28 protein-coding genes and 1 tRNA gene are annotated in these 24,381 nt (G+C 69.8%); 8 read left to right on the forward strand and 21 right to left on the reverse strand.

Annotated elements, in window-relative coordinates:
• Nucleotides 1-68: 68 nt before the first annotated feature.
• Both ACWCHM_RS30635 and ACWCHM_RS30640 read right to left on the reverse strand, forming a co-directional pair.
• Nucleotides 69-2,996: a glycosyl hydrolase gene (locus ACWCHM_RS30635; protein ID WP_454220886.1), complete on the reverse strand. Its 2,928-nt coding sequence runs from the start codon at nucleotides 2,994-2,996 to the stop codon at nucleotides 69-71.
• Between the two features lie 162 nt (nucleotides 2,997-3,158).
• Nucleotides 3,159-3,929 carry a M23 family metallopeptidase gene (locus tag ACWCHM_RS30640; protein ID WP_421489888.1) on the reverse strand — a complete coding sequence of 257 codons (771 nt, stop codon included), beginning with the start codon at nucleotides 3,927-3,929 and terminating at the stop codon, nucleotides 3,159-3,161.
• Nucleotides 3,930-4,073: 144 nt separating this feature from the next.
• Here ACWCHM_RS30640 and ACWCHM_RS30645 point away from each other — a divergent pair, with 144 nt between their 5' ends.
• The 4 genes from ACWCHM_RS30645 (at nucleotide 4,074) to ACWCHM_RS30660 (ending at nucleotide 6,056) form a co-directional block, all read left to right on the forward strand.
• Nucleotides 4,074-4,436, forward strand: coding sequence for a hypothetical protein (locus ACWCHM_RS30645; RefSeq protein ID WP_454220888.1), 363 nt, complete (start codon nucleotides 4,074-4,076; stop codon nucleotides 4,434-4,436).
• Between the two features lie 73 nt (nucleotides 4,437-4,509).
• Nucleotides 4,510-4,677, forward strand: a complete 168-nt coding sequence (locus tag ACWCHM_RS30650; RefSeq protein ID WP_204926980.1) for a hypothetical protein — start codon at nucleotides 4,510-4,512, stop codon at nucleotides 4,675-4,677.
• 112 nt (nucleotides 4,678-4,789) lie between these two features.
• Nucleotides 4,790-5,323: a tRNA adenosine deaminase-associated protein gene (locus ACWCHM_RS30655; protein WP_204957373.1), complete on the forward strand. Its 534-nt coding sequence runs from the start codon at nucleotides 4,790-4,792 to the stop codon at nucleotides 5,321-5,323.
• Between the two features lie 220 nt (nucleotides 5,324-5,543).
• Nucleotides 5,544-6,056 carry a nucleoside deaminase gene (locus ACWCHM_RS30660; protein WP_204958137.1) on the forward strand — a complete coding sequence of 171 codons (513 nt, stop codon included), beginning with the start codon at nucleotides 5,544-5,546 and terminating at the stop codon, nucleotides 6,054-6,056.
• A gap of 108 nt (nucleotides 6,057-6,164) precedes the next feature.
• Here the strand turns inward: ACWCHM_RS30660 and deoD are convergent, their stop codons facing one another.
• Entirely contained in the window at nucleotides 6,165-6,875 is a 711-nt protein-coding gene (gene deoD, locus ACWCHM_RS30665; protein ID WP_421489889.1) for a purine-nucleoside phosphorylase, read from the reverse strand.
• Nucleotides 6,876-6,950: 75 nt separating this feature from the next.
• Here deoD and ACWCHM_RS30670 point away from each other — a divergent pair.
• Nucleotides 6,951-7,037: transfer RNA gene (locus tag ACWCHM_RS30670), tRNA-Ser, on the forward strand.
• An 87-nt stretch (nucleotides 7,038-7,124) separates the two neighbouring features.
• Here the strand turns inward: ACWCHM_RS30670 and ACWCHM_RS30675 are convergent.
• The 16 genes from ACWCHM_RS30675 to ACWCHM_RS30750 form a co-directional block, all read right to left on the reverse strand.
• Nucleotides 7,125-8,354 carry a tyrosine-type recombinase/integrase gene (locus ACWCHM_RS30675; protein WP_454220890.1) on the reverse strand — a complete coding sequence of 410 codons (1,230 nt, stop codon included), beginning with the start codon at nucleotides 8,352-8,354 and terminating at the stop codon, nucleotides 7,125-7,127.
• Between the two features lie 17 nt (nucleotides 8,355-8,371).
• A complete protein-coding gene (locus tag ACWCHM_RS30680; RefSeq protein WP_454220892.1) occupies nucleotides 8,372-8,581 on the reverse strand; it encodes a helix-turn-helix domain-containing protein in 210 nt (69 codons plus the stop codon).
• Nucleotides 8,582-9,007: 426 nt separating this feature from the next.
• Nucleotides 9,008-10,567 carry a hypothetical protein gene (locus tag ACWCHM_RS30685; RefSeq protein WP_454220894.1) on the reverse strand — a complete coding sequence of 520 codons (1,560 nt, stop codon included), beginning with the start codon at nucleotides 10,565-10,567 and terminating at the stop codon, nucleotides 9,008-9,010.
• Entirely contained in the window at nucleotides 10,564-11,550 is a 987-nt protein-coding gene (locus ACWCHM_RS30690) for a bifunctional DNA primase/polymerase (RefSeq protein ID WP_454220895.1), read from the reverse strand. The genes ACWCHM_RS30685 and ACWCHM_RS30690 overlap by 4 nt, the downstream gene beginning before the upstream one ends.
• A 133-nt stretch (nucleotides 11,551-11,683) precedes the next feature.
• Nucleotides 11,684-11,920, reverse strand: coding sequence for a hypothetical protein (locus ACWCHM_RS30695; protein WP_454220896.1), 237 nt, complete (start codon nucleotides 11,918-11,920; stop codon nucleotides 11,684-11,686).
• 68 nt (nucleotides 11,921-11,988) lie between these two features.
• Complete coding sequence (locus ACWCHM_RS30700) at nucleotides 11,989-12,498, reverse strand: DUF4326 domain-containing protein (RefSeq protein ID WP_454220897.1); 510 nt, start codon at nucleotides 12,496-12,498, stop codon at nucleotides 11,989-11,991.
• Nucleotides 12,495-12,788: a hypothetical protein gene (locus ACWCHM_RS30705; RefSeq protein WP_454220899.1), complete on the reverse strand. Its 294-nt coding sequence runs from the start codon at nucleotides 12,786-12,788 to the stop codon at nucleotides 12,495-12,497. Before ACWCHM_RS30705 ends, ACWCHM_RS30700 begins: the two co-directional genes overlap by 4 nt.
• A 383-nt stretch (nucleotides 12,789-13,171) precedes the next feature.
• Entirely contained in the window at nucleotides 13,172-15,367 is a 2,196-nt protein-coding gene (locus ACWCHM_RS30710; protein WP_454220901.1) for a cell division protein FtsK, read from the reverse strand.
• Nucleotides 15,368-15,474: 107 nt separating this feature from the next.
• On the reverse strand, nucleotides 15,475-15,663 hold the full coding sequence (locus ACWCHM_RS30715) for a hypothetical protein (protein ID WP_302738786.1): 189 nt from the start codon (nucleotides 15,661-15,663) through the stop codon (nucleotides 15,475-15,477).
• Nucleotides 15,660-15,800 carry a hypothetical protein gene (locus ACWCHM_RS30720; protein WP_454220902.1) on the reverse strand — a complete coding sequence of 47 codons (141 nt, stop codon included), beginning with the start codon at nucleotides 15,798-15,800 and terminating at the stop codon, nucleotides 15,660-15,662. Before ACWCHM_RS30720 ends, ACWCHM_RS30715 begins: the two co-directional genes overlap by 4 nt.
• A 239-nt stretch (nucleotides 15,801-16,039) precedes the next feature.
• A complete protein-coding gene (locus tag ACWCHM_RS30725) occupies nucleotides 16,040-16,249 on the reverse strand; it encodes a hypothetical protein (RefSeq protein WP_377686033.1) in 210 nt (69 codons plus the stop codon).
• Nucleotides 16,250-16,338: 89 nt separating this feature from the next.
• Entirely contained in the window at nucleotides 16,339-16,806 is a 468-nt protein-coding gene (locus tag ACWCHM_RS30730; protein WP_454220904.1) for a Pycsar system effector family protein, read from the reverse strand.
• 93 nt (nucleotides 16,807-16,899) lie between these two features.
• On the reverse strand, nucleotides 16,900-17,061 hold the full coding sequence (locus ACWCHM_RS30735) for a hypothetical protein (protein WP_454220905.1): 162 nt from the start codon (nucleotides 17,059-17,061) through the stop codon (nucleotides 16,900-16,902).
• Nucleotides 17,062-17,076: 15 nt separating this feature from the next.
• Entirely contained in the window at nucleotides 17,077-18,276 is a 1,200-nt protein-coding gene (locus ACWCHM_RS30740) for a hypothetical protein (RefSeq protein WP_454220906.1), read from the reverse strand.
• A gap of 54 nt (nucleotides 18,277-18,330) precedes the next feature.
• Complete coding sequence (locus ACWCHM_RS30745) at nucleotides 18,331-18,642, reverse strand: hypothetical protein (RefSeq protein WP_454223226.1); 312 nt, start codon at nucleotides 18,640-18,642, stop codon at nucleotides 18,331-18,333.
• Nucleotides 18,643-18,707: 65 nt separating this feature from the next.
• Complete coding sequence (locus ACWCHM_RS30750; protein ID WP_454220907.1) at nucleotides 18,708-18,959, reverse strand: DUF6284 family protein; 252 nt, start codon at nucleotides 18,957-18,959, stop codon at nucleotides 18,708-18,710.
• A gap of 324 nt (nucleotides 18,960-19,283) precedes the next feature.
• On the opposite strand from ACWCHM_RS30750, the gene ACWCHM_RS30755 reads away from it, so the two are divergent.
• The 3 genes from ACWCHM_RS30755 to ACWCHM_RS30765 all read left to right on the forward strand — a co-directional run bounded on the left by ACWCHM_RS30755 (nucleotide 19,284) and on the right by ACWCHM_RS30765 (nucleotide 22,246).
• Nucleotides 19,284-19,697: a helix-turn-helix domain-containing protein gene (locus ACWCHM_RS30755; RefSeq protein ID WP_454220908.1), complete on the forward strand. Its 414-nt coding sequence runs from the start codon at nucleotides 19,284-19,286 to the stop codon at nucleotides 19,695-19,697.
• A gap of 73 nt (nucleotides 19,698-19,770) precedes the next feature.
• Nucleotides 19,771-21,258 carry an XRE family transcriptional regulator gene (locus ACWCHM_RS30760; protein WP_454220909.1) on the forward strand — a complete coding sequence of 496 codons (1,488 nt, stop codon included), beginning with the start codon at nucleotides 19,771-19,773 and terminating at the stop codon, nucleotides 21,256-21,258.
• Nucleotide 21,259: 1 nt separating this feature from the next.
• Entirely contained in the window at nucleotides 21,260-22,246 is a 987-nt protein-coding gene (locus tag ACWCHM_RS30765) for an NAD-dependent epimerase/dehydratase family protein (protein ID WP_454220910.1), read from the forward strand.
• Between the two features lie 449 nt (nucleotides 22,247-22,695).
• Here ACWCHM_RS30765 and ACWCHM_RS30770 read toward each other — a convergent pair whose 3' ends face one another.
• Together ACWCHM_RS30770 and ACWCHM_RS30775 are read right to left on the reverse strand one after the other, a co-directional pair.
• Nucleotides 22,696-23,148 carry a hypothetical protein gene (locus ACWCHM_RS30770; RefSeq protein WP_454220912.1) on the reverse strand — a complete coding sequence of 151 codons (453 nt, stop codon included), beginning with the start codon at nucleotides 23,146-23,148 and terminating at the stop codon, nucleotides 22,696-22,698.
• Between the two features lie 50 nt (nucleotides 23,149-23,198).
• Nucleotides 23,199-24,350 (reverse strand): TIR domain-containing protein, encoded by a 1,152-nt coding sequence (locus tag ACWCHM_RS30775; RefSeq protein ID WP_454220913.1) that lies wholly within the window; start codon nucleotides 24,348-24,350, stop codon nucleotides 23,199-23,201.
• Nucleotides 24,351-24,381: the final 31 nt, after the last annotated feature.

Consider the following 24,381-nt stretch of genomic DNA (forward strand, 5'->3'; position numbering starts at 1 on the left):
ACCTACGCGCCCGCGCCGCCGGTCGGGGGACGACCGGCGGCGCGGGGTGTGGACAACGGGGAGGCGGATCAGGAGTACGGCAGCTTCACCACCGACTGGTTGCCGGTGCCGAGGGTGGACGGGTTGACGCCGATCGCCGACCAGACCTCCACCCTGACCGTGCCGCTGGACAGGTTGCCCAGCGTGCCGGTGGCCGAGTGCAGGCCGGCGTTCTGCGTGTAGTGCTCGTAGCCGGGCACCGGGTCGGTGGCGAAGTACCGGTAGGTCTCCACCCGGTCGAAGGTGCCGTCCCCGGTCAGGTCGTAGGAGACCCGGGCCTGCACCCCGTTGCCGACCGACTGGCCGGCGTCGAGGAACAGGTCGAACCCGGTCTGGCCGCCGGTGTAGGCGAGGTTGAGCCGGGTCGCGGTGAACACCACCGGGTTGCTGGGGGTGCCGTCGTGGTTCGCGCCTCCGCTGCCGGGGACGGTGGTCGTCGCCGCGCTGCCGGCGGAACCGAGCCCGCCACCGGGCAGCAGGAACCGGGTGGGCGAGCCGGCCGGCGGGGTGGTCGGCGGCGGGGTCGGGCTGGTCGGGGTCGGCGACGGCCCGGTCGGGGTGGGCGTCGGGCTGGGCGACGTCGTCGGGCTCGGGTTGGTGCCGCCCGCCGCGTTGCCACCACTCCAGGTGTACGCCCCGGTCGTGGCGGTCTTCCCGGCGGCCACGGTGAGACTGGTGCCGTCGGAGAACCGTACGGTCAGCGGCGCGGCGGTGATGTTGCTGGCCACGTAGGTGCGTGCGCCGTTGCGGCTGAACACGGCGGCCAGCGGGTGGCTGGCGGTGACCGTGGTGTCGACCTGGCCGAGCGCGGCGAGGTTGCGGATCCAGTGGAAGGTGTGCGCCCGGCTCTCGCCCTCCTCCGGGGTGTAGCCGGGGTTGGCCCGCAGCTTGGCCAGCGCCGCGTCCGGGTCGCCGAGGGCGAGGAACTGCCAGTGGATGTCCTGCCACACGGTGGGTTCGCCGCCGTTGTTGCGGACCAGTTCGGCGTAGTTGGCCTTGTTGTAGGCCGGCCGGTAGCCGAGGTAGAGGTGCCCACCGGTGACGGGGAGCATGTTGATGCCCTGGATCATCTCCGGTTCGGCGCTGAACCAGGTCGCGTACGCCCCACCGTCGCCCCAGACCATGCCGACGGTGGAGTGCCCGAACGCCGCCGGGTAGTTCTCGTCGTCGACGTCGAACCAGTATTCCTGGATCGCGGCGGCCTGGGTGGTGTAGATGAACACGCCCGCGTCCCGGACGGCGGTGTCGCCGGTGGCCTGACCCCACTGGATCAGCGCGTTGGCGAAGTTCATCCCCTCCGACGAGGACTCCTGGTTGTTGCCGGCGTTGAACGAGCCGTGCCCGGAGGCCCAGTCGTGCCCGGCGTAGATGTCGTAGTCCCGCAGGTAGGGGAAGCGGGTGTCGGAGCGTTGGTAGTTGTTGGCGTCCCGGATGAGCAGGTCGACCATGCCGCCGTACTGGTTCTGGGTGGCCCACGCCGGGTCGAACTTGGCGAGCGTCGCCGCCGCCGCGATGAAGTAGCCGTAGTGGAAGTGGTGGTCGTTGAGTTCCTGGTCGGACCCGTACGACGCCGGGTAGCCGATCAGGGTGCCCCAGTTGCGGTCGTAGTAGAAGATCTTCGCGGTCTTGCCCGGGGCGGCGGTGAACCAGTCGGTCAGGGTGCTGCGGATAGCGTTCAGCGCCGCGTTGCGGGTCTCGGTGTCGCCGACCTGGTCGGCGATCTCGGCGATCCGGGCGGCCCGGCCGAGGCCCTTGCCGGTCCAGTAGGTGTCGGTGCCGCGCTGGTCCATCGGGTTGCCCCGGACGGCGGCGAGCTGCTCCTTCAGTTGGGCCAGGTCGGATCCGGAGCCGGTGGCCACGGCGGGCACCTCGGGCAGCACCCCGTGGAACTTCATCGCGGTGCGGAAGGAGGCCACCCCGGTCAGCACCTTCATCCGGCCGCGCGCCGACGGGTAGGTCTGGGTGAGCGGTGTGCTGCCGGCGAGCGCCTTCCACTGGTGCGGGTAGAGGCTCACCACGGTCTGGGTGGTGGTGCCCTCCCGGGCCGTGGTGGTGAACGAGTACGTGGTGGTCACGGTGCTGGTCGCCGGGTCGTAGGTGTAGCCGACCCGGGTGCCGGTGACGTGCGCGTGGGCGTACCGGCCGTAGCTCGTGGCGAGTGCGGCGCGGGCGGTGGCGTCGGCGGTGGGCGGCAGCAGGGCGATCGAGAAGTAGCCCTTGCCGGCCAGGCTGGAGGTGATCCGTCCGTTGGCGACGGACCAGGTCGCGCCGGTCGGGGCGTACCCGACGTAGTCGTGGCCCCGGACGGTGAAGCCGATGGTGCCGCCGCTGTTGGACCAGACGGTGGCGGTGCCGCCGGTCGGGTTGATCTGGGCGTCGCCGCCGGTGGCCTGGAAGTAGGCGAACGGCAGTCCGTGGCCGATGGTGGCGCGCAGGGTCCGTGACCCGTCATTCCAGTACGGGGTGACCGTCCAGTCCGTCCAGTCGTCGACCTTGACCACCGGTGCGCCGAGCGCGGCCACGCCGACCCGGATGTCCTCGGTGTAGGTGTACTTGAACTCGCCCACCCCGGTCGCGGTGCCGCTGACGGTGGCGGCCGACGGTGCCGAGAAGCCGAGCCCGTCGCTGAACGGCTGGTAGGACACCGGGTGGGCGTGCAGCGGTTCGCTGTAGGAGCAGTTCGTCTTCTTCCACAGCAGCGACGACCACCAGTCGTTGGTGGGGACCGGCCCGGCGGGGGCGTTGGCGGTGGCGTACTGGCGGGGGTTGGTGGACAGGGCGCCGCAGCCGGCGGGGAGCGGGCCGACCGGGTCGGTGGTGTAGCTGCCGGCGCCGACGGTGGCCGCCTCGGCGGGGGTGCCGGCGGTGGTGAGGGTGAGACCGCCAACGAGGACGGTCAGGGCGGTGGTAGCGGCCAGCACCCAGCGGGTGCGGCGGCGGGGGACGGGAGGTGTCATCGTGCCTCCTCCGCGCGCGGGGCGGGTCGGCCGGCAGCGCGCGGTTCGTCGGAATTCGGGGGCTTGGTCGGTCGAGAGAGCGCTCTCTCTAGCGGGACGTTAACCGACGGGTAACACCCACGTCAATGCGTACGGTCGAGGTGCGCCGCCGCCGACCCCCGGTCAGCCTGCGCCGGAGGAGCCGCGCGGCGCGCGCGGGCAGCCGTGCTCACGCTCCCAGGCGGTCACCGCCGACACCGGCGACCGGTTGCCCTTCTTCCGCCAGGAGTCCAGGTACTTCGCCGGCCACACCACACCCCGGCGGATCCACCAGTCGTCGTGCCCGGTGCACTTCGGCGACAATCCGAAGTGCAGGTGACAGACGTTGTTCGCGTTCCCCGTCCGGCCCACCTCGCCGAGCTGCTGCCCGGAACGCACCCGGACCCCGGCCTCGATCCCCGGGGCGACCGCACTCAGGTGCGACCCGTAGTACCGCACCCCGTCGTCGCCCAGCAACGACACCGACAGACCACCGTTGTACGGCCCCAACGGCCCGTTCTTGCGGAACCGGTCCACCCGGCTCACCTCCAGCACCGTCCCGTCGGTCACCGCCACCACCGGCTCACCGCAGTCGGCGAAGATGTCGGTGCCCGGGTAACCCGAGTGCGTCGGGTGGTAGGCGACGTTGCCCGCCCGTACCGGGAAGACCCGGCGCAGGGCCGCCGCATCCGGCGTGGCCGACGGCGTCCCGCTCGGAGCCGGGGTGCCCGACGGGCTGCCCGCCGGGGCCGTCGGGGTCGCCGGCTGGTCGCCCGTCGCCACCGTCGACGGGCCGTCCCAGACCGGGCCCGCGACCGGCTCGTCCGTCCCGCAGCCGGCCAGCACCGCCACCACGAGCAGCAGGACGGGGTACGCCGGACGGGTACGCCGTAGGTCGGGCCGCAACAGGGACATTCGGACATCCTGACAGACGGCTACCGTGGAGGTCGCACCGACAGCGGCACCCGGCCGACGACGGCTCCCGCGACGACCCGTCGACCCGTCACCGGCCGGCGGCGGCGCGCCGGGTTCCGTCCGGCCGGAGGGGGAACAGTGACCATGACCGACCACCAGCCCGGACGCGTCCCGTACGCCGCCTCGGGGCTCTTCCCCGCCGGTCCGCCCCGCCGGCCGACCTGGCGGGAACCACACCCCGTCACCGGCGCGGCGGTGGCCGCGGGTGGCACCCTCGCCGCCGCCTGGCTGGTGCTCTTCGGCCTGCTCGGCCGCGACGTCGCAAGTTACGCCTGGTGGACGGTGATCGCCGGAGCGTTCGCCTGGCTCGCCGCGTTCGCCCTGGTCCGCTTCGGCGACCGGGGGGTCGGCACAGGTGTGGCCATCGTCACCGCCGGTGGCTGGAGCATCGCGTTCGCGGTGGTCGTGGTGCGGTGGGCGGTCAGCGCGGACTGGCCGATGTGGTGACCCTGTGTCATCGCGCGGCTTCGTTTGCCGCACCATCTTGACGTACCCGCTGTGACTGAGGACGCTCTTCGGTATGGCCTGGAACACCCCGCGGCTCGACTCCGAGCGGAGCCGCCGCCGCCTCCAGATTCTCGCCGAGCTGGCGGGCGCCCGCTCCGTACGCCAGCGGGAACGGCCGCAGCGGGAACGCACCGAGCGGCTGCGCCAGCTCATCGCGACCCGTCGCCGCGTCGCCGGCTGACGAACTTTCCCCGGATTGCCGGCCCTTCGGGGCGTTGAGCGGTCGGCTGCCGACCCGACCGGTTAACGTGCACGCGTAACGAGTCGGCTGTGCCGAGGTCTTTGGGGGAACCATGTCGTACTTCGCTGCCGCCGTGGTGCGCGACGGGGGCGGCTGGAACGCCGCCGAGGTGAACCTGCGCGGGGCCACCGACATCGACGAGGTCGCCGACCGGCTGCGCGACGTCGAACCCGACGCCGACGTGTCGTTGCTCTTCGTCGAGGCCGACGATGCCTACCTGGTGGTGCTGCGCCTCGACGAGGGGGAGGACCTGCGGGTCTTCGGCTCCGACTCGGGCTACGCCGAGGAGTCCCGGCTCGGTGCGCTGCTCGTCGGCGACCTCAAGACGTCGGTCACCGGCCTCGACGACGTCGACGAACCGCCGTCGGCCACCGCCGGTGGCGGCGACGAGGACAGCGAACAGCCGGCCGTCGACCCGGAAGCCGACCCGGTGGGCGATGCCGACATCCTCGCCGACCTGGGCATCTCCGCCCAACGCCTGCTCAAGCTCTGCGCCCACGAGGGCATGCTCCCCGCCGACGTGACCGCCGAGGTGTGCCAGGTGCTCGGCTGCGCCGACGAGGTCGAGGAGCTGCGTGAGGTCTGACCCTCCCCACCCCGACGACGCCACCGCAGGGTCGGCCGGGGCCGGAGGTGGCCCGGCGTGGCCGGGTGCGGCCGGGCCGCTCGACGCGACCGATCCCGCCCCGGATGCCGTACGGCCGGGGCAGCCGACGCCCGGCGCGGGCGGACGGGCCGGTCCCGGGGCGACCGAGCGGCCGGCCGGGCCGGAATCCGTCGGCCGCCGGCAGCGGCACGAACGGTGGATGCGCCGAGCGCTGGAGATCGCCGTCACCGGCCCCGACCTGCCCGCCGACACCTCCGCCGGACCCGGGCAACCCGACGGGCCGGGTGGAGCGGGCGGGCCCGGTGGGATGGTCGAGGGTGCCGGGGTGCTGGGGGACGTGCCGGTGGGGGCGGTGGTCTACGGCCCGGACGGCACCGAACTGGCCGTCGGCCGCAACGAACGGGAGCTGACCGGGGACCCGACCGCACACGCCGAGGTGCTGGCGCTGCGCCGGGCCGCCGCGCGGTTGGGCCGGTGGCGGCTCGACGACTGCACGCTGGTGGTCACCCTGGAACCGTGCACGATGTGCGCGGGCGCGCTGGTGCTGTCCCGGATCTCGACGGTCGTCTTCGGTGCCTGGGAACCCAAGACCGGCGCCGCCGGCTCACTGTGGGACGTCCTGCGCGACCGCCGGCTCAACCACCGCCCCGAGGTCTACCCAGGCGTCCTGGAGGCCGAGAACGCGGCCGTCCTGCGCGCCTTCTTCCGCTGACCCGGGCCGGGCCGACGGGCCGGGTCGGGGGCGACGGGGTCGATGTTGCGGTGACCCGGGGCGTGGAGACCGCAACATCGGCCCCCTTGCGAGCCGTCGGGGCGGCGGTCAGGAGGCGGCGACGGTGTCCAGGGCGATCTCGACCATCTGGCCGAAGGTCTGCTCACGCTCCTGCGCGGTGGTCTTCGCGCCGGTCTTGATGTGGTCGCTGACCGTCAGCAGGGTCAGCGCGCGGGCCCTGAACCGGGCGGCGATCGTGTAGAGCGCGGCCGACTCCATCTCCACCGCCAGTACGCCGTAGTCGGCCAGCGTGTCGTACAGGTCCGGCCGGTCGGTGTAGAAGGCGTCGGCGGCGAGGATCGGCCCGACGTGCATGGTGATGCCGCGCCGCTCGGCCACCTCGACCGAGGTACGCAGCAGCCCGAAGTCGGCCACCGGGGCGTAGTCGATCAACCCGTCGAAGCGCATCCGGTTCATGTTCGAGTCGGTCGACGACCCGATCGCCGCGATCACGTCCCGCAACTGGAGGTCCTCGGTGAGCGCGCCGCAGGAACCGACCCGGATCAGGGTCTTCACGCCGTACTCGTTGATCAGCTCGTGGGCGTAGATGGACGCGGACGGCATGCCCATCCCGGAGCCCTGGACAGAGACGTCCACGCCGTTCCACCGCCCGGTGAAACCCAGCATCCCCCGCACCGTCGAGTAGCAGGTGGCGTCCTCGAGGTAGGTCTCCGCGATCCACTTGGCCCGCAGCGGGTCGCCCGGCATCAGGACCCGCTCGGCGATCTCGCCCGGCTTCGCGCCGATGTGCGTACTCATGGCGAAGATCCTGCCAGGCCGGCCGGAGCGATACCGGTGCGGCACCCGAACCGGTGTTCCTGTACCCTCGTCGGCGGTGGCGTGTCCGAGTGGCCTAAGGAGCACGCCTCGAAAGCGTGTGAGGGTTTACGCCCTCCGCGGGTTCAAATCCCGCCGCCACCGCTCGTGAACAGCGAGAACGCCCGGTCGATCCGCGAGGATCGCACCGGGCGTTCCGCTTGTGGTCTCAGTTTCGGTCTCAGTTGCTGCTCAGGAGGCCGTTTTCGGGTCCTCCGGCGGGTTGTCCCAGAGCAGCCCGCCGACCCGCTTGGCGATGTCCCGGCGGACCTGGGCGGTGAGGTGTTGGTACCGGACCGCCATTGCCGAATTCGACCAGCCCATGATGCCCATTACCGCCCGTTCGGCGACGCCGAGAATCAGCAGTACCGTGGCGGCGGTGTGTCGGGCGTCGTGCAACCGGCCGTCCCGTAGCCCGGCGAGCCGGAGCAGCCGCTTCCATTCGTCGTAGTCGGTGCGCGGGTTGACCGGGCCGCCGGTCGGCGTGGCGAACAGCCAGTCGCCGCCCGCCCATAGTTGGGCTGCCGTGACGCGCTCCTGGTCCTGTTCTTCGCGGTGCTTGCGGAGCAGCGCCACCAACTCGTCAGGCAGCCCGATGCTGCGCCGACCGGCCCGAGACTTGGTCTCGGCGGTGTCGGCGCGCACCTGGCGACGGTCGGGGCAGTGTCCGCCGTGCTTCCGGCCGCACGGTGAGCCGCACCCGTGTTTCCACCTCGGCCGCTGCCGGCCGCGCCGAACAGCCAGCGTCCCGGCGTCAAGATCGATATCCGACCAACGCAGGCCGAGCGCTTCGCCCTGGCGCAGGCCGAGCGCGAGTGCGACCGCCCACCGCGCGCTGTTGCGTCGGCCCCGGGTGGCAGCCATGAGCCGTTGTACCTCCATGACCGAATACGGCTCGATCTCGCTCTCCGGTAGTCGCGGTGACTTGGCGAGACTGGCAGGGTTCTTCGCCAGATGCCCCCGGCGTACCGCCTCATTGAGCGCGGTCCGGATCGTGCGGTGCGCTTGGTGAGCGGTCGCTGGGGCACTGCCGTTGGCCTGCATCCGTCGGTAGAAGCGCTCCAGGTGCTCGGGCTCCAAGCGCTCGATGCGGTGGGCACCGAGACCGGGAATGAGGTGCCGGTAGACCGCCACCCGGTAGCCGGCGATGGTGTTCTCTCGGACAGCCGATGCGGCGATGTTCTCCACCCAGTGCGTGAGCCAGGTCTTCACCGTCCAGCGCTGGCCAGCCTTGCGGACCGTCCCGCTGTCCCGCTCCCGTTCCAGCAGTCGAACCTTCTTGATGACTGCGGCTTCCGTCTTGCCCCGGACGTGTCGACGGTCCGGAGATCCGTCGTCCTTCACGCCGACGGTCACCCGTCCATGCCAGGAACCGTCAGCGCCGAGGTAGATGCTCGATGCCCCGTTGGGCTTGCGTCCCATGCGTCAGGCTCCCTTCGTCAGGCGGCGTGGTCGAGTGGCGTCGGGTCGGCCAGGAGATCCCGCACGTACTCGTCGAGGCAGAAGGTGGGCACTCGGCGGAGTCGGCCGATGGTGACGGTGCGGATCTGTCCGGCCTTGATGAGGGCGTACATGGTGGTGCGGCCGATGCCGAGTCGCTGGGCGGCTTCTTCGATGGTCAGGACGACGCGGTTGTCGGTGTTGGACACGCTGTCTCTCCCCGTATTTCCATGACGTGCGTCGACAGGAGCGGATAGAGCAGGTTGCTGAGAGCGCCGTAGCGCCAAGATCTCGGGCGGCATGGTGTCTCGGCCATGCGTCGATCCATCTGTGTGGCTCTCAGCGGGTCGGTGTGGTCGGGGCATGGGCGGCCGTGGGTGGTTCTGTGCGTGGGAGGGCTGAACCATCTCCGCATCTCCGCATCTCCGCAAACATGGCTGTGAGCTGGGCGAATGCTTGCGGAGATGCGGAGTGATACTGAGGGGCCATCTCCGCAAAGGGATGTCATCTCCGCAAGCCACTGCGGAGATGCGGAGATCGATGTTCCTTGAGGTTCTGATCTCCGCAGGGTGTTTCCGCTGGTAGAGCGGGGTTGGTGCGGCGTTGCGGAGATGCGGAGATGGTTCAGCGGGTTTCTATCCCTGGTGGTGCTCGACCCAGAACACCGATCGGTCGCCCCGGTCGTTCTTGCCGGCCCGGACGACGTGTTCCCCGCGCCATCGTCCGGCCTGTCCGGTGAGGAGTCGGCCGAGTTGCAGCGGGTTGGGTAGGCGGCCGTTGTGGGTGGTGATGAACTGCCCGTCCCACGGGTCGTTGACGTCGCTGCCCAGGTGCATGGGTTCGGCGTCCTGGCGGAGTTCGGCGGCGGTCATCGGCCGGTTGCTGTGGCGGTCGTGCCAGCAGGTGAGGAACGCGCGCCAGCGGGTTTCGTCTTCGTCGATGGTGCGGATGTCGGCGGCGTTGGTGAGGAATCCGTCGATGCCGTGGTGGTGGAGGAATCCGCCCAAGGCTTGCGCCCAGGGGGTGAACTGCCGCATCGACAGTCCGGTCACTCGGGGTGCTCCCTGGCGGGTCCAGTCGAGGACGAGGACGAGGAGGTGCCACAGGACGGTGAGTTGGTTGGTGGGGTTGGTGATCCATTGGTCGAGGTGGGGGATGCCGAATTCGGCTTGGTCGCGTAGTTCGGGGCGGGGCATGTCGGGGTCGAGGCGCACGCGGACGGTGCGGGATGCCATGTCGCCGCCGACTTGCAGGTTGTTGCCGGTGGCCATCCAGAGTCGGTCGTTGACGGTGGCGACGTTGCGGGATGCGCCTAACTGCCGGTCGGACCACACGCCGGAGGTGACGAGTTGGGCGAGGACGGCGGAGTCGATGACGGTGCCTTCGGCGAGGTTGTCCCAGATGACCACCCCGACCTGCTCTGCCAGTACGGCGGTGATGGACTTGCGGAGTTCTTCATCCGAGTAGGCCCAGGTCATGACCCGTTGCCCGTAGAGCATTCCCGGCCCGGCGGTCAGGATCGTCTTCCCCGATGAGGGCATGGTGGCGTCGATGAGCGCGAACGGGGTCAGGGACCGGGTGAAGTGCCGCAGGATCGGCGTGGCCAGCAGCGCCACGTAGTTGGCCCGGTCGGCGGCCGATGACCACGGGAAGTCCCGCAGGAACCGGCCGAGCAGGAACGTACGCGCCTCGTCGACCTGCTCCGGGGTGGGCTCATCAGGAACGGGTGGGAGGGCGACTTTCGAGGCGAGGTAGAGGCCGGTGGGCGGGTCGTAACCGGGCTGCTGCAACAAGGTGCCGTCCCGTCGCAGCACCGGGGCACCGATGATCCCGCGTAGCGGCGGCACGCCGGGCCAGGTCTTGCCGGCCAGCACCGACGACAGGATGTCGCGGGGTGGGGTCACCTCGTCTTCGTACATTTCGGGGTCTCCTGTGTCGCTCTTGCGGGTCTTGAGGCGGTAGACGTAGGCGTGTTCGGCGAGCAGTCCGGCCAGGCCGGCGGGGTTGACCGTGCTCGCCGATACCGGCAGTGGGGAGTCTTCGTCGGCGGCGGTGGCCAGGCCACCGGAGACCGCTTCCATGTGGACCAGGGAACCGGCGGACACGTATGTATCGGGCAGCAGCCCGTCGACCAGGGCGGCTTTAAGTACGCGGATGGTTTCCGGGCCGGAGCCGATCTGCAACCGGGTCGTCATGCCGCCGCCTTTCCGGCGCTGTTCAGGCGGCGCGGCTGGCGTGCGCCGACGCGCAGCCCGGACGCGATCGTGCGCGTCACCTCTGCGGGCCGTAGTCCGGTCGACAGGGCGGCGGGTTCGAGGACGGCGTACACGTCGGTGTCGGTGAGCGCGCCTCCGGCGGCGAGTTGGCCGAGTGCTACTGCGGAGGTGAACAGGGCGTGGTTGCGTTGTCCGTCGGGGGCGGCGGTGAGGTGGGCGACCTGTCGGCGGATCGCGGCGGCGAGGTACGCGCCGCGCCGGTCCGGCGGCAGGGCCACCGCTGCGGGCCGGTATGCCGGCCGCACGGTGGGCGCCAACAGGTCGGCCAGCCATGCCGGCAGCGGCGCGGGGTCGACGTCGAGCGTGATCGTGTAGGGGCGGCGGTTGACGGTGGAGCCGGCGGCCACCACGTACCCGCCGTGGGATCGGGTGTCGACCTTCCAGCCGATCCCGCTCCACTCCCCGACGGTGTTGCCGAGCGTCGGCCCGGTTGCCGGGTGGCGGTAGAACAGGTGGCTTCCGCCCCGGCTGGTGCGCTGCGTGTACGTCGGATCGACGGTGCCGTGGTGCCGGTCAGCCAGGGCGATGAGCACGTCTGCCCCGTCGCGTGCCCCGGCCCATTCGGCGGGTGGGGTGTCGGCGGGGTGTTTGGGCACGTCCAGGTCGACCACCACCAGACCGGACGGCCCGCACGCGATGCCGATGCCGTAAGGCTGGCGTGTCCAGGCGCGGCGGATGCGGTCCGGATCGGTGGTGGCCCGGTCTTCCCACCCGACATGACGGCCGGCGGCCCGGCAGCGGGGGTCGATGCGGTCGCACCGGTCGGCGGTGCACCGGTTCGGGAACGCGGGCCGCTTCGCGTGGTCGTCGTCAGGCCGGGTGTCGGGGCGTAGCGGGAACACGTGCCAGCCGCGCGCCGCGCACGCGAGCGCAGCGGCCAGCAGCACCGCAGAGTCGAGCATGAGAAGTTCCTTCCGGGCACAGGCGGTCCGGTGGCCAGCACCACGCGGGCGCTGGCCACCAAGGCGGTGAGGGCGCGAAGCGCGCCGGTCAGGTGTTCGGGTCAGCCGGGGCGCTACCGGCGGCGGGGGATGTTCAGGCCGCGCCGCCGGAGAGCCGGTCGGGAAACCGCAGCACGGTCGCGCCGTCATCACTGGTCGGCCGCGTGGGCGGGACCGCGCGGCGGTCGGGCGTGACGTTCAGGCGTAGGTAGAGCTGGGCGCGGCCCGCGTCGGCCCCGGTCAGCATCCGCCGCTGGCCCTGGTAGGTGAGGCGTCCGGCAGCGGCCAGGGCACGAATGGCGGCGTCGAGTTCGCCCGGAGTGCCGGCCAACCAGATTTCCGGGCCGGTCAGGGGCGAATCGTGCCGGGACGGGCGGTCCGCCCACCGCCCACCGCCGGTCACGCGGCCCCCGCCGCATCGGTGGCGAGTAGTCCGTCTTCGGTCATCCAGCCGATCAGGAGTTCCGCGTATCCGATGAACTGGCGGCGGACCTGGGGCCGGCAGTCACAGTCGTTGCCGTGGGCGGCGTCGTGGAGGCGGTCGCCGTAGTGCAGGGCGGTGCCCAGGTCGACCACGGCGGGCGGGGTGTCGGCCGGTGGCGGGGTGGGTTGGTTGATGATGCTGAGCAGCACATCGGCGTGGCAGGGCTGGTCGAGCGGGCACCAACAGGCCAGGTCACGGCCGGTGAGGTCACGACGGGCGGCGGTGATCAAATCGAGGCGCAGGATCAGCCACTGTCGGTACCGGTCGATGGCCGTGGCCCGGTCGGCGGCGGTGGGGGTGTCGGGCTGGTAGGGGTTGCCGTAGCGGGTGGGACGTCCGACGTAGACGGCCCCGGCGGGCATCCGCCATCCGGCGGTCCGGCGGCGCTGAATCCGGCGGGACGGCGGTCGGGTGAGCTGGGTCATCGTGTGGCCTTCCGTGGGTGGGGGCGGCCGGCGACGGCGGCCCGGGTGACGGTGTGCCGGAGATCGGTGAGCAGCCCGTGGAGCTGTCGCCGGGCGCGCAGCTCGATCGGGGCCAGGGCGACGCGGACGCGGATCTCGGCGTGGTCGCGGCCGGCGGCGGTGCGGACCCTGACGAGGACGGCGCGGCCGTGGCCGGGCAGGTCGATCACGATCTCTTCGGAGCGGTGTTCGCCGAGGTTGCAGCGGTGGCCACGGGCGCACCATCCGGTGTGACCGGGGCGGCGGGTCATGGGTGGCCGTCGCGGTACTCGGCGCGGATGTGGTCGATGAGTCGGCGGCCGGTGCGGACGCGGATGCCGGTGCCGTCGCAGCGTGGGCAGTCGCGTCGGGTACCGATGGCCGTGCGGTGGGAGCGCCGTCCGTGGCAGCGTCGGCAGCGTCCCCACGGGGACACCGCACACAGGATCAGGTACCACGCTGCGTAACCGAGCGGAAGAAGGCTAGCGAGTAGGGCGATGGTGGTCACGAATTGCCTCCACAGGCCGGTTTTCGGGTGCGCGGGGCCGTCGCCGCTAGGAACTAGGGCGCTGGCCAGGTTTGGGGTCGGGTGCTAGCGGGGGTGCTAGGTCTAGCGGGGGCCGCCGCTAGACCTAGCACCCGTTCGCTGTCCGCCTTAGGCGGCTTTGTCGCCTCGCCGCTTGTGACGCTCCGCAACCGCATCGGCGATGTCGGCCCGCTCGATGCCGCGCCGGTTCGCACCCTTGCCGGTGGCCGGGTCAGTGCCCCACACCTGCCCCGTGGTGACCCCGTACGGCTTGAGCGCGGCGGTCAACTGGTCGCGGGTCAGATCCCCGTACGCGTCGGGGTTCAGCTCGGCGAGGCGTTCGGTCAGCGTCTCGGCCCACACCTTCGGCTCCGTCGCCGGTACCACGGTGAGGATGTCGTCGAGCAGGGTGTCCCGCCGTGCCGCCGGGGTGGCCGGGGTCTGCCCGATGGCGTGCCCGGTGAGCGTCCCGGCGGCTTCCCGGAGGGTGCGTGCCCGGTCGGTGATCTTCTCGGCGGTCGGGCCGTCGACGTAGAACGTGCGGACGATCTGCGCGTCGTCGGCCGCGCCGACGAGGTAGCCGACGCCCTTGTCCTTCTTGGCGAACATCGTCGCCCGGATGCCGTTCTTGTAGGCGCTGGTGCCAAGGATCATGTCGTTTTCGATCTGCCCCATGACCCGCAGGCAGAACCGCGTACCCGCGTTCGCGGACACCCCGGTCGGCAGACTCTTCGCGTCCGGCCGCTGCGTGGCCACCACGAGGATCACGCCCAGGGCGCGACCCAGCTTGATGACCTTCTCGGCCAGCTCCCCGGCTTCCTTGCCGAACTCCGGGTGCGAGAACAACTCCTGCACTTCGTCCAGGGCGACCACGAGCCAGTGCAGGCCGAGCTTCTTGCGCCGGGCCAGTTCGGGGGTGACCTTGTTGTCCGGGCAGACCGCCTTGGGCAGGCCCTTGATGACGGCGGCGCGGCGCTGGCATTCCTTGCGCAGCTCCCGCAACGCCAACAGGCCCTCTTCGGCGGTGTCGTCGTCCTGCCCGGAGGCGTACCGGGCGGACACCTTCTCCAGGGGGTCGAGGCCGCCGGTGCCCTTGAAGTCGAAGCACCACAGTTCCGCGTACGGGTCCAGGGCTGCGGCGAGCAGGGGTACCTGGGTAGCGGCGGTCTTGCCGTAGCCGGGAATCGACCCGATCAGCAGGTTCGTGTACGGCAGTTCGAAGGAGATGACCCGGCCGCGTGGGTCGGTGCCGAACGGCACCGGCCTGCCGAGGTCGAACCCGCCGGACGCCTTGAGCAGCGGCCACGGCTTCGGCGGGGTCGCGGCCATGTCCTGGTCCCCGACCCACAGCAGCAGTCGGCCCGGGTGCACCTCCGGTTGCCCTTCCGGCCACACGCAGCCGAGAGGGCGGGTGAGGCCGGCGGCGAGCCGGTCCCGCCGCTCGATCACATCCCCGGCGGTGACCCCGGGCGGTAGGTCGATGTCGGCCCGCCAGCCGGGGCCGTCGCGGGTGATCGGCGCGGTGAACGCGATGGCCCGCTGTCCCTGCTTGGCGATCGCCTGGGTGATGCCGGCGATACCCAGCACGGCCAGGGCGCGCACCACCACATCGGACGTGAGGCGGGCGACCCGGGGAATCACCACGGCGGTGTCGAGCAGCGGCTTGTCGGCCGGCTGACCCAGCAACCCGCACAGGGTGACCAGCATGGCGAGCACCGCCCACCGCGCCCACAACGGGGCCAGAGCAACGGCGACGCCACCGGCCAGGGTGACGGCGATGGTGAAGGTGGCGACGATGCCGCGCCAGCGGACGCGCCGGTCACGCTGCCGAGACAGCTTGAGGTACAGCTCGCCGTCGCGGGTCTGCGAGGTCGACTGCCGCAGGTGCTCCCCTTCCCAGTCGAACATCCATCGGGTACCCCAGGACACCACCCGGCCCGCGCCGGCCGGGGCGTGTAGGGCGAGTTTCCCGGCGTACTTCGGCAGCCGGAGGGAGTGGTAGCCGGTGGTGTGCAGCAGATGCCCCACCGCCCACCGCATCACGTCAACCAACTCGGCCCAGGAGCGCAGCCAGGCGGGCAGGATCGGCCGACGCTGCCCCGCGCGGGCAGCGTCGAGAGTGAACCGCGGTGACCGCTGAACGTCCGGGGAGTCGACCAGCCCCGGCCCACCGTCGCCGTCGCTGTCGTCGGGGTTGGGGTTGGTGGTGCGGGCGGTGCGGGCGGCGTCGAGGTCGACCACGTCGGCGTCCGGGCCGCCCGGGTGGTGCAGGTCGTGTTCGGCGGCCTGCCAGTCGAAACGGGGGTCGTCGTGGGGGGACGTCATGATGGGGGTTCCTCCAACAGGTCCGTTGGTTCGGGTCGGTGGGGGCCGGCGGCACGGCACGGTTTGCGAGGCCAGGGCCGTGCCGCCGGGCGAGGGTGGGTTGGGGGTCAGCGGCGGTCGCGGGGCGCGGCGCGGCCGTTGAGTTGCCGCCGTGCCCGGTCGACCTCCGGACGGTCGTGCAGGGCCTTGCGCTGCCGCTCGGCTTCCTGCCGGGCGGTGGTGCTGCCGGTGGCGGTGGCGGTGGCGTCGAGGTCGCGCCACCGCTCGTAGGCGTCGGCGAACCGGTCGCCGCTCACCGGGTGTTCCGCTTCTCGGCGGCGGCCCGGTTGCGGTCGTCGGCCTGGCGCTGCGCTTCGGCCATCTGGGCAAGGCGTGCTTCCCGGTTGCGTGTGACGATGCGGTCGTGGTGTTCGCGCAACTGTCGATTGGACATACTGAGGGTTCCTCCCGAGATCCCACACGGGGTTGAGGGGCAGGGGCCGGCGGCACAGCGGGTTGTCTAGGCCGTGTGCTGTGCCGCCGGGCGGGGTCAGTTGTCGGTCGCGCCGCAGCAGCGGCAGGTCTTGCCCCCGTTGATCGGGGCGCAGGCGCATCCGCAGGACAGGCATCCCCGACCGGGGACGCCACCGGAGTTGGCGTGCAGGCAGCCGCACCGGCCGCAGCGGGCGGCCATCAGCGGCGGCCCTTGCGGCCGATCACGGTCGCGCCGTTGCCGATCGCGGACTGTCCCTTGACCGTGATCCGGCCGGTCGTGATCGACCCGTCGCCTGATCCGGCCTCGAAGTTGTAGTGGCCCTTCGTGCAGATGGCCAGCGTCCCGGTGTCGTCGACCGACACACTGTTGAAGCCGTTGCCGCACGTCGAGCAGGATGAGAGCGCCACGGTGGTTCCTCCCAGGTTCGGGCGGCCAGACGGTCTGGCGGCCCCCGCGCGGGCACCCACCGGGCGGGGTGGATGCCCGACGGGGGCGGTCAGCCGACGGCGGTCAAAAGCGCAGTGAGCGCGGTGCCGACCAGCCCGGCGAGCAGCAGATCGACGGCGGTGCGGACCCGCCGGTACTTGCGCACGGCCGTTCGGGACAGCCACACGAGGTGATGCGCCCGTTCGGCGGCGGCGGCCAGCGGCGGCGCGGTGGCCTCGGTCATCAGGTCCCCCGCCGTGGTGGTGGCGTAGCGGACCAGACCGTGACCACCGCCCAGGGACGGCCGGACCGCACCCGCGAGCAGCCCCACCGCCGTTCCGACCGCCACGACCGTGGCCACCCCGACGGCCAGCGCGGGGCCGGGCAGGTCGGCGCGGGCCAGGATCGCCACGCCGACCGTCACGGCCGCACCCGCGACCGCCATCAACGTGGACGCCTTGCTGTCGGCGCGCGCCAGTTCGGCGCGGACCTCGGTGATCCGGTCGGTGAACCAGACCGGGTCGGGAACTGGCACCATCAGAGGTGCCCTCCTCTCACGTCAGGGGTTGGGTGACCGGACCGGCGGCACAGCACTGGTTCCTAGGCCGTTGGGCTGTGCCGCCGGGCGGGGTCAGGACTGGTCTGCCTTGTCCTGCTGGGCGGACGATGCCTTGCGCTGCTTGATGGCCTTGTCGCTGAACCACGAGGGGTTGGCTTTCTGCGCCCGCCGGTTCAGGTCATCGGCCTGCCGGTCGGTGATGGTGTTCGGGACGGTGGTCTTCTTGCCGAACATGGGTTCTCCCGGGGGTCAGGCGGCGGCAGGGACGGCAGTGCCGTTGACCGGCGTCGGTGCTGCGTGTGGTGCGGATGGTGAACCGGTCACGGGGCGGGGCCGGTGGCGTTTCACGGTGCTCACGCTGACCTGGGCGAGGTGGGCGATCCGCTCGTGAGTGGCGGTCGGGTCGGTGGTGTGCGCGGCGATGACCCGCTCAGCGACGGTCAACGACCGAGCCACGGGCCGGACCGGGCGGACCGGTTCACGAACCGGCGCGGCCGGTGCCGGGGTGACCGGCTCGGCGTGATCCCACGGGTCAACCGGAACCTCTACCGGTTCCTCCGGCGTCGTCTCGACCGGCGGAGGCGTGGTGACCTTCTCGGCCCGGTGGTCCTTGTCGGCCTGGCGGCGGGCGGCGGCGCGGGCGGCCCGTGCCGCGTTGTAGCCCTCCCACGCCTTACGCGGGTCGCGTTCGTTGTGTTCGATCGACCAGCGGGCCGCCATCAGGGAGCGGATGGGGAACATGCGGCGGCGCTTCGGAGAGAACTCCACCCCCGCGTCGTCGATCAGGCTCGCGTCTTCGGCCAGGAGTTGCACGTGCTGGGCGCGACGGGTGTGCAGACCCCACAGCCACGGGGACAGCAGGGACAGCAACGCGAACGCCACCGCCGCCGCCGTGGGGGTGATGCCGTTGGCGAAGTGGGCGTAGTTGATGGCGGCGACCACGGCGGCGATCAGCCACGCCGCCCGACGCAGCGACGCGGCGGTGGCGTGGGCTTTGAGCATGAGCGCGTCATGGGCGTGCCACTGGACGTAGACGGCGATGGACTCCAGGGCGGCGGAGAACGCCACCGCGAACGCCACCCGGGACGGCCCGTTCCATCCGGCCGGGGCGATCTGGTCGTAGGCGTAGGCGGCCTGCGCGTACGCCGCGCCACCATTAATCAGCAGCAGCGGCAACACCGGCCGGAGCTTCGCCCCGAACTCCGCCCGCGCCCGACGGCGACGCTCCCGCGTCTCCGCCCGCTCGACACGCCGGGCGGCATCGCGGCGGCGGCGCTCCTGCTCATCCGCGAGGGCCTGTCGGCGGGCGTGTTCGGCGTTGGCTTCCCGCTGCTCCCGATCGAGCTGCGCCATCAACCGGGCACGCTCGACATCGGCCTGTGCGGACTCACGCCGGGCCGCCGCACGGGCAGCCAGGACCGCCGGATCTTCCGGCGTACGACGAAACATCGGGATGTCCTTCCAGTCAGTGGTCGAGAAGGGTGACGAGGGGGCCACGGCACATCAGGCCACCGCCAGCGCGGCGAGCCGGTCAGCGGTCGACGGGTCGAGCGGCCCGGCGGTGTCGGTGTAGTCGGTGGCGGAGGCGTAGACCTTCCAGCCGTGCCACGTCGGGTAGGCGTTCATCTGCCGATACGGACGGCCGTCGTCGGTGGTGTGGTCGTACTCGGCGGTCAGCATGTCCGGGTCGTTGAGTCCGGCCAGGTGTAGCCACGACTTCAGGTCAGCGATGCTGGCGAACTCGACGGCCAGCGACGTGCCGTCGGGGCGGAAGCGGATCTCGGTCGGGTCGGCCAGCAGGATCAGTTCGGCCATGACGGCGCGACGGGACTTCTGGACAGTCACTCGGAACTCCTTCAACACAGGGGAGAGAGCGGATATCAGGCCGCGCGGTGCGGGTCGGTGCGGGCGTGGTCGGCGAGATCGGCGGCGGCGCGGGTGACGCGCGCCTCGGCCCGCCGGAGTCGACGCCAGTCCAGAGCGGTCGGGCCGCCCTGGTCGATGGCGTTGAGAAGAGTGATCTCGGCGTCGAGCACATCCAGCTCGGCAGCGATCAGAGGCCATTCGGCTTCGATTGCAGCCAGATCGGCGGCAGTCGGTTCGGTGGTGCCGGGAGCGAGTTGCTTCCGCACGGAAGACCTCCAGGTGGAGTCAGTGGAGAGCCCGGCGGCGCTGGGCAGAAACGCCCGCGCCGCCGGGCCGGTGGTGGATGAGATGCACGGTGACCAGAGCCGTGCGCGGCACCTTTTCGGTGGGAGGTGCGGCCCGATTCGGTTGTCAATGAGCAGGGGCGCAGCGGTCCGTGGGCGCGCAGCGCCGCGAGGCGCTGCCTTCCCCGGTTACCAACCGGCGGCGTAGCTGATTTCAGCGCTAAAATTAGCGCTGAAGTTGTGCGATGTCAACGAGGGTGGGGGACTAGGATCAGCGGATCAGGCAGTCAGACAGGGAGGCGTCGGGTGGAGAATTGGCAGGCCGTGGCCAGTGCCATCAACAGCCGGATGGCCGAGTTGCCGCTGACTCAGCAGGAGTTGGCCGAGCGCTCCAAGGTCTCGGTAGCGACGCTGCGAGAGCTGCAATACGCGACGGCGACCCGCAAGCGTTCCGCTCGGACGCTCGCTGCGATCTCGCACGCGCTCGGCTGGCCGGACGACTACCTTCGTGCCGTACTGACCGGCACCACGCCGCCTAGCGGCAGCGGGGGAGCAGGGCCGGCGGACAGTTCGTCGCTGGTGCTGGCTCGGCTGGATCAACTGCACGCCGAGGTGCGGCGGCTCGCGGATGCCGTCGAGCGGATCGGGGTCGATGTCGGTCATGGCGACAAGAACACCAGTTCTGGACGCGCACCCGAACACCGTTCGCCAGCCGGGTAGACGCAGTTCACTAGGCACTGACTAGGCACGGGTGTGCATGGGTCGATGCCTACGCCAGCAAGGGAGGGCCGTTTTGCCTGCTCGCGCCAGGGATGCAAACCCGAATCTCGCGCTCTACAACCTTCGTGATGCTGCCGGCGAGACTCAACAGGACGTGGCGAACGGGCTGAACCACCTCGGGACGGCGCGGGGCAAGCGACTGGCCGTCACCGCTAACCAGGTGAGCAGGTGGGAGCGAGGTATCACGTTCCCGTCGGCGCTCTACCGGCAGCTTCTTGCCGAGCACTTCGGCGTCTCCGTGCAGGATCTCGGCCTTACCCGGCAGCGCGTCACGCCGCAGCAACGCGACAGTCCTGAGAACGACTCCGGAGGTTTCGCGATCTACCAGGATTCCGAGTCTCACCCACAAGCCGAGGAGAGTCAGCAGGAATGGCGGGCCGTCCGACGGAAGCTGAACACCCACCGGGTACAGCTCGCCAGGGAGGCAGCCCGCCTCTATGACGCGAAGGACCGAGTAGGCGACACCGGTCTCATCGCGCCGCCGGAATGGCTGCCGTCGACCCCGATCGAGTTGACGCAGTTCGGCATCGGACTCGCGCCGGAAGGAACCGCGCCGGTCGTCACCGGCACCGAGGACGCATCGGCCGGCGTACGGCCGTTGGCGTCGGACGGGCGGCGCCATCAGCGCTACAGCCTTGCGCTGCGCGACGTCGAGCAGCCCCGGCTGCTGGAGAATCGGCTCGCGTGGCACCTCGCGGGGGTCGACTGGAGTCAGCCCGATCGGGCGCTCACCTTCACCACCGGCACGTACTTTGGTGGTGTCGACGTCTCGGAAGCGCTTGCGCATGAGATGGCGATGTACCACGTTGCCGGTGATGGGAGCGGCATCCTGCCGGCGTCCTGGCGTAACCTCGGTTTCCGGCGGCTCGTCGGCGACCCGTTCACGCCTGGCCGCCGGGCCACGGCACCGTCAACCGACACGCTCACCCTGCGGGTCGACGACGACGGGGTCTCTTTCGTGCTGCACAACCGGGCGGCCGGCAATGTGGCCGTGGCCGGGGGGATGCTGCACATCATGCCGGCGGGGGTCTTCCAACCGTCGAGCGTTCTGCCGGCCGCTCAAGCGGCCGACTTCGACCTGTGGCGCAACATGATGCGCGAGTACAGCGAGGAATTCCTCGGCAGCGCCGAGCACGGCGGCGATGGTGAGCCGGCGGATTACACCGTCGAACCGTTGGCGTCCTTTGACCGCGCCCTAGCCGCCGGTGGGGTACAGGTCTTCTGCCTCGGCGTCGCACTTGATGCGCTCACCCTGTGGGGCGAGATCCTGACCGTGGCCGTGTTCGACGGCCCGACCTATGACCGTCTGTTCGCCGACATGGTCAGCGCCAATGCCGAGGGGACCGTGGTCAAGACCGGGCGGGTACGGCCCACCTCGGCGCTGCCGTTCACCCGACACACCATCGACGAACTGACCGCCAGCGGCCGACTGGCCCCGGCGGCGGCCGGCTGCATCCAACTCGCATGGGAACACCGTCGCACCATCCTGGGGAGAGGCTGACGTGCACGTACTGGTAACCGGTGGCCTGGGATTCCTCGGCCACGCCGTCACCCGCGAACTACTCACCACCGGTCACCGGGTCACCGTCATGACCCGGGGCCACGGCGACCGCCGCACCCCGCCCCCTGGTGCCGAGCTGGTGACGGGAGACATCCGCGACCGCAACCGCGTCGCCGACATCGTCCAGCAAGGCGAGTACGGCGGCGTCGTGCACCTCGCCGCACTCACCAGCGGCCGAGACTCGTTCGCCGACCCACTCGGCTACTTCGACGTCAACGCAACCGGCACCCTGAACCTACTCATGGCCCTGGACGCCGCACGGACGACCACCGCGCCGGCCGCCCTGGTCTTCGCCTCCACAAACATCGTGTACGGATCACAGCACCACGGCGCACTCTCCGAAAACCTCGACCCACACCCCGAAAGCCCCTACGCGGCATCCAAAGTCGCCGCCGAGCAGATGGTCGCGGCCTACGCAGCGACTGGAGCGATCGGTGCGATCACCGTACGGCCCTTCAACATCGCCGGAGCCGTCGACGGCGTCACCGACACTGACAGTGCCCGGATTATCCCCAACCTCTTCCGCGCCATCACCGGCCAACTCGACCACGTCATTCTCAACGGCGACGGATCAGCGGTGCGGGACTTCGTGCACGTCGCCGACGTGGCCACCGCCGTCCAACTCGCTCTGGCGGCCTGTACTCCCGGTGTCTGCCAGACCATCAATCTCGGCTCGGGCATCGGAACGAGTATGGCCAGCGTGGTGGCCACCGCTGAGCAGATCACCGGCCATGCGGTCAACGTCCGCCGCCAGCCACCCAAGCCGGAGCCACCAACCCTGATCGCGGATCTTAGCCGCGCCCACACCGTCCTAGACTGGGTGCCGGCAAGGTCAGAGCTGGCCGCCACCCTTACGGACGCATGGGAAGCATGGCTGGAGAGCCTGTCCGGCTCCGTCGTCAGCACCCTGCCGAGACAGCCTCTGTAGACATCAAGCGCGTTCCTTGCGGCGCGGGCCGGGGCGCGGCAAACGGCTCCTGCGGAGTCGCCGCCCCGGCGCTCTTGCGCGGGGGCGGAAAAATCAGCCGGTCCGACCCCCCCCGCCCCGCGCGTCACGAAGGACGACCAAGGCCAGGCGAATACGCTTCCACCCAATGCCGACGATCCGAGGCGGCACGAGATCCGGCAGGTCAACCGCGGCGGACGAAGTTGCCGAACAGTTCCGGACGGTCGCGTAGGCCCGAAGGGTGGAAAAGGGTGAAGGCGGGGGCGGTGGGGGGAGGGAGGGATGCGAGTCAGAGCTGTGCCTCCGGCGAGGGCCAGACGACTCCGCGATGGAGTTGCCGAACGGTTCCGGTCCCAGGGCGGTTGAGGTGGGATGGTGAATAGCCATGCGTCGGTGCCGGAGATTCCTGCACCGAATCTCCTGACTCGACTCTAAAGCCTTGCCAGTATCGTGCCAGTCAGAGCTAGGCCAGCAAGAGCGATCAACGCATGAAGGGCTACCCACAGCCTGTAAAGGGGAATTTTGATCAAACGAGGAAATTCCTGAGCCTGGTAAGCACTTGCCGTTGACCGGATTGTCTCTAGATCAAGCGAAGGAAGCCGTTCATCTAGCCAACTCCTAATTGCGGCAGCTTCGGAAAGGTGGAATCGGAATCGCTCGTAATACTTCGCGGAAAGCGTCGCTCCGTAAATGCCGAGAACGAGCACTGCGAGCGATAACGGCAGCATGGCAGGGCTGAGGCCCTTGTTCGCTACGAAGCCAAGGATTGCCGACACTACAATAATCACAATGTTCGTCATTGCGGCGCGTTGGTTCTCTGATTGGCGTATCTGCTCCCATCGACTCAGCCACATTTGCAGCATCACGTCTACTTCGTCTGCCATCCAAAAGCCTCCGCAGCGTCCCTGAGTGACACTGATATTAGAATGCACAGTCAGAAATCAAGCACTTCAATGCTGGGGGCTTCCGAGATAACAGAAGGGGCGAGTGGGAGATCCCTCCACTCCAGCAGCCAGCGGGCAACAATTGCATTGCCTTCCGTGATGTTCTTGTTCGCCGCCTCAACAGTCCTTGTGAGCTGATTCGCCAGGCGGCTCAGATGAGCACGGGTCCGAAGCCATTCGTCGAGCCGCATTCCCCTGGCGGTTCGGCTTGCTTTAGTTATTCCTCGCTCTGCCTTGGTTATGCATTCGTGCACCTCGTCTAAGATGTCTCTTGCGTCAGGGTGATTAGAAGCCGCTTGAACTAGGCTAGTTATCAAAGGGTCGAGCTCCATTGAGCGTCTAACATAGACCGCAGACGCCTCCAAGTGTCGCTGCGCCAGAGGCATGCCTTCCTTTGCGAGACGTTGAAGGACAGCAAGGCGAGCCTGTCCCTGTCCCGGGCGATTCTCTAGAGCTTCGATCCGCGGCAACAGAATGTCTATGAGAGCTTCAAACTGAGCTTCGTTTGTCTCGCTGGACTCTACGCTTTCGAGCCAGTCTGGAAGCAGTTGCATGACACTCTCTAGGCGGTCGAATATCCCCGCGTCCTCATCCGCGTCATCGATGATAGCTATTTCCTTCGAAACTAGCCTTGCTCCAATCGACGACGATAGCTCGGTTAGGCGTTTAGCTAACTCGTGAACTGCCCGTCGATACTCCGGAGAGTCTTCGCTTGCAAGGCGATTATCGGTCCAGTCGACATACTGGTATCGGGACGCTAGTGCAACAAGTTCATCTGGGTTTTCCGATGTCAGGTTCGGAATCGGCGCATACAGGATAGGCAAAAGGGATTCCGCAACCCCCGTCGCCTGCGCCCGGCGATTGAAGGAAATAAGCTCTTTCCGGCACTCATCTCTCGTGAAGTACCTGGGAGAGAGGACGGGTATAAAAAAGGTGGTTGCCCCGAGTGCGGCATCGATTCTTGCTCGCCAAGCGTGGCCCCACTGTATCCCGCTGCGGTCGACGAATATGTCGAGCTCCTCGCCAGTTATCAACGAATATTCGTCCATTATTCGCTGGGCGAGGTTACGGATGCGGCCAAGGTCTAGACGGTCATCTTCATGCGCGTAGCTCCAGAAAGCGCCTACGTGCAGGTCTTCCATCCGTGCCTCTTCCGTCTAGAAGTAGAACCTG

It is taken from the genome of Micromonospora sp. SCSIO 07396 (assembly GCF_053667945.1).

Coding starts and splice junctions, on each gene's coding strand:
- ACWCHM_RS30635 (WP_454220886.1), bottom strand. CDS start 2,996: ATGACACCTCCCGTCCCCCGCCGCCGCACCCGCTGGGTGCTGGCCGCT.
- ACWCHM_RS30640 (WP_421489888.1), bottom strand. CDS start 3,929: ATGTCCCTGTTGCGGCCCGACCTACGGCGTACCCGTCCGGCGTACCCC.
- ACWCHM_RS30645 (WP_454220888.1), top strand. CDS start 4,074: ATGACCGACCACCAGCCCGGACGCGTCCCGTACGCCGCCTCGGGGCTC.
- ACWCHM_RS30650 (WP_204926980.1), top strand. CDS start 4,510: ATGGCCTGGAACACCCCGCGGCTCGACTCCGAGCGGAGCCGCCGCCGC.
- ACWCHM_RS30655 (WP_204957373.1), top strand. CDS start 4,790: ATGTCGTACTTCGCTGCCGCCGTGGTGCGCGACGGGGGCGGCTGGAAC.
- ACWCHM_RS30660 (WP_204958137.1), top strand. CDS start 5,544: ATGCGCCGAGCGCTGGAGATCGCCGTCACCGGCCCCGACCTGCCCGCC.
- deoD (WP_421489889.1), bottom strand. CDS start 6,875: ATGAGTACGCACATCGGCGCGAAGCCGGGCGAGATCGCCGAGCGGGTC.
- ACWCHM_RS30675 (WP_454220890.1), bottom strand. CDS start 8,354: ATGGGACGCAAGCCCAACGGGGCATCGAGCATCTACCTCGGCGCTGAC.
- ACWCHM_RS30685 (WP_454220894.1), bottom strand. CDS start 10,567: ATGACGACCCGGTTGCAGATCGGCTCCGGCCCGGAAACCATCCGCGTA.
- ACWCHM_RS30690 (WP_454220895.1), bottom strand. CDS start 11,550: ATGCTCGACTCTGCGGTGCTGCTGGCCGCTGCGCTCGCGTGCGCGGCG.
- ACWCHM_RS30700 (WP_454220897.1), bottom strand. CDS start 12,498: ATGACCCAGCTCACCCGACCGCCGTCCCGCCGGATTCAGCGCCGCCGG.
- ACWCHM_RS30705 (WP_454220899.1), bottom strand. CDS start 12,788: ATGACCCGCCGCCCCGGTCACACCGGATGGTGCGCCCGTGGCCACCGC.
- ACWCHM_RS30710 (WP_454220901.1), bottom strand. CDS start 15,367: ATGACGTCCCCCCACGACGACCCCCGTTTCGACTGGCAGGCCGCCGAA.
- ACWCHM_RS30720 (WP_454220902.1), bottom strand. CDS start 15,800: ATGTCCAATCGACAGTTGCGCGAACACCACGACCGCATCGTCACACGC.
- ACWCHM_RS30730 (WP_454220904.1), bottom strand. CDS start 16,806: ATGGTGCCAGTTCCCGACCCGGTCTGGTTCACCGACCGGATCACCGAG.
- ACWCHM_RS30735 (WP_454220905.1), bottom strand. CDS start 17,061: ATGTTCGGCAAGAAGACCACCGTCCCGAACACCATCACCGACCGGCAG.
- ACWCHM_RS30740 (WP_454220906.1), bottom strand. CDS start 18,276: ATGTTTCGTCGTACGCCGGAAGATCCGGCGGTCCTGGCTGCCCGTGCG.
- ACWCHM_RS30745 (WP_454223226.1), bottom strand. CDS start 18,642: ATGGCCGAACTGATCCTGCTGGCCGACCCGACCGAGATCCGCTTCCGC.
- ACWCHM_RS30770 (WP_454220912.1), bottom strand. CDS start 23,148: ATGGCAGACGAAGTAGACGTGATGCTGCAAATGTGGCTGAGTCGATGG.
- ACWCHM_RS30775 (WP_454220913.1), bottom strand. CDS start 24,350: ATGGAAGACCTGCACGTAGGCGCTTTCTGGAGCTACGCGCATGAAGAT.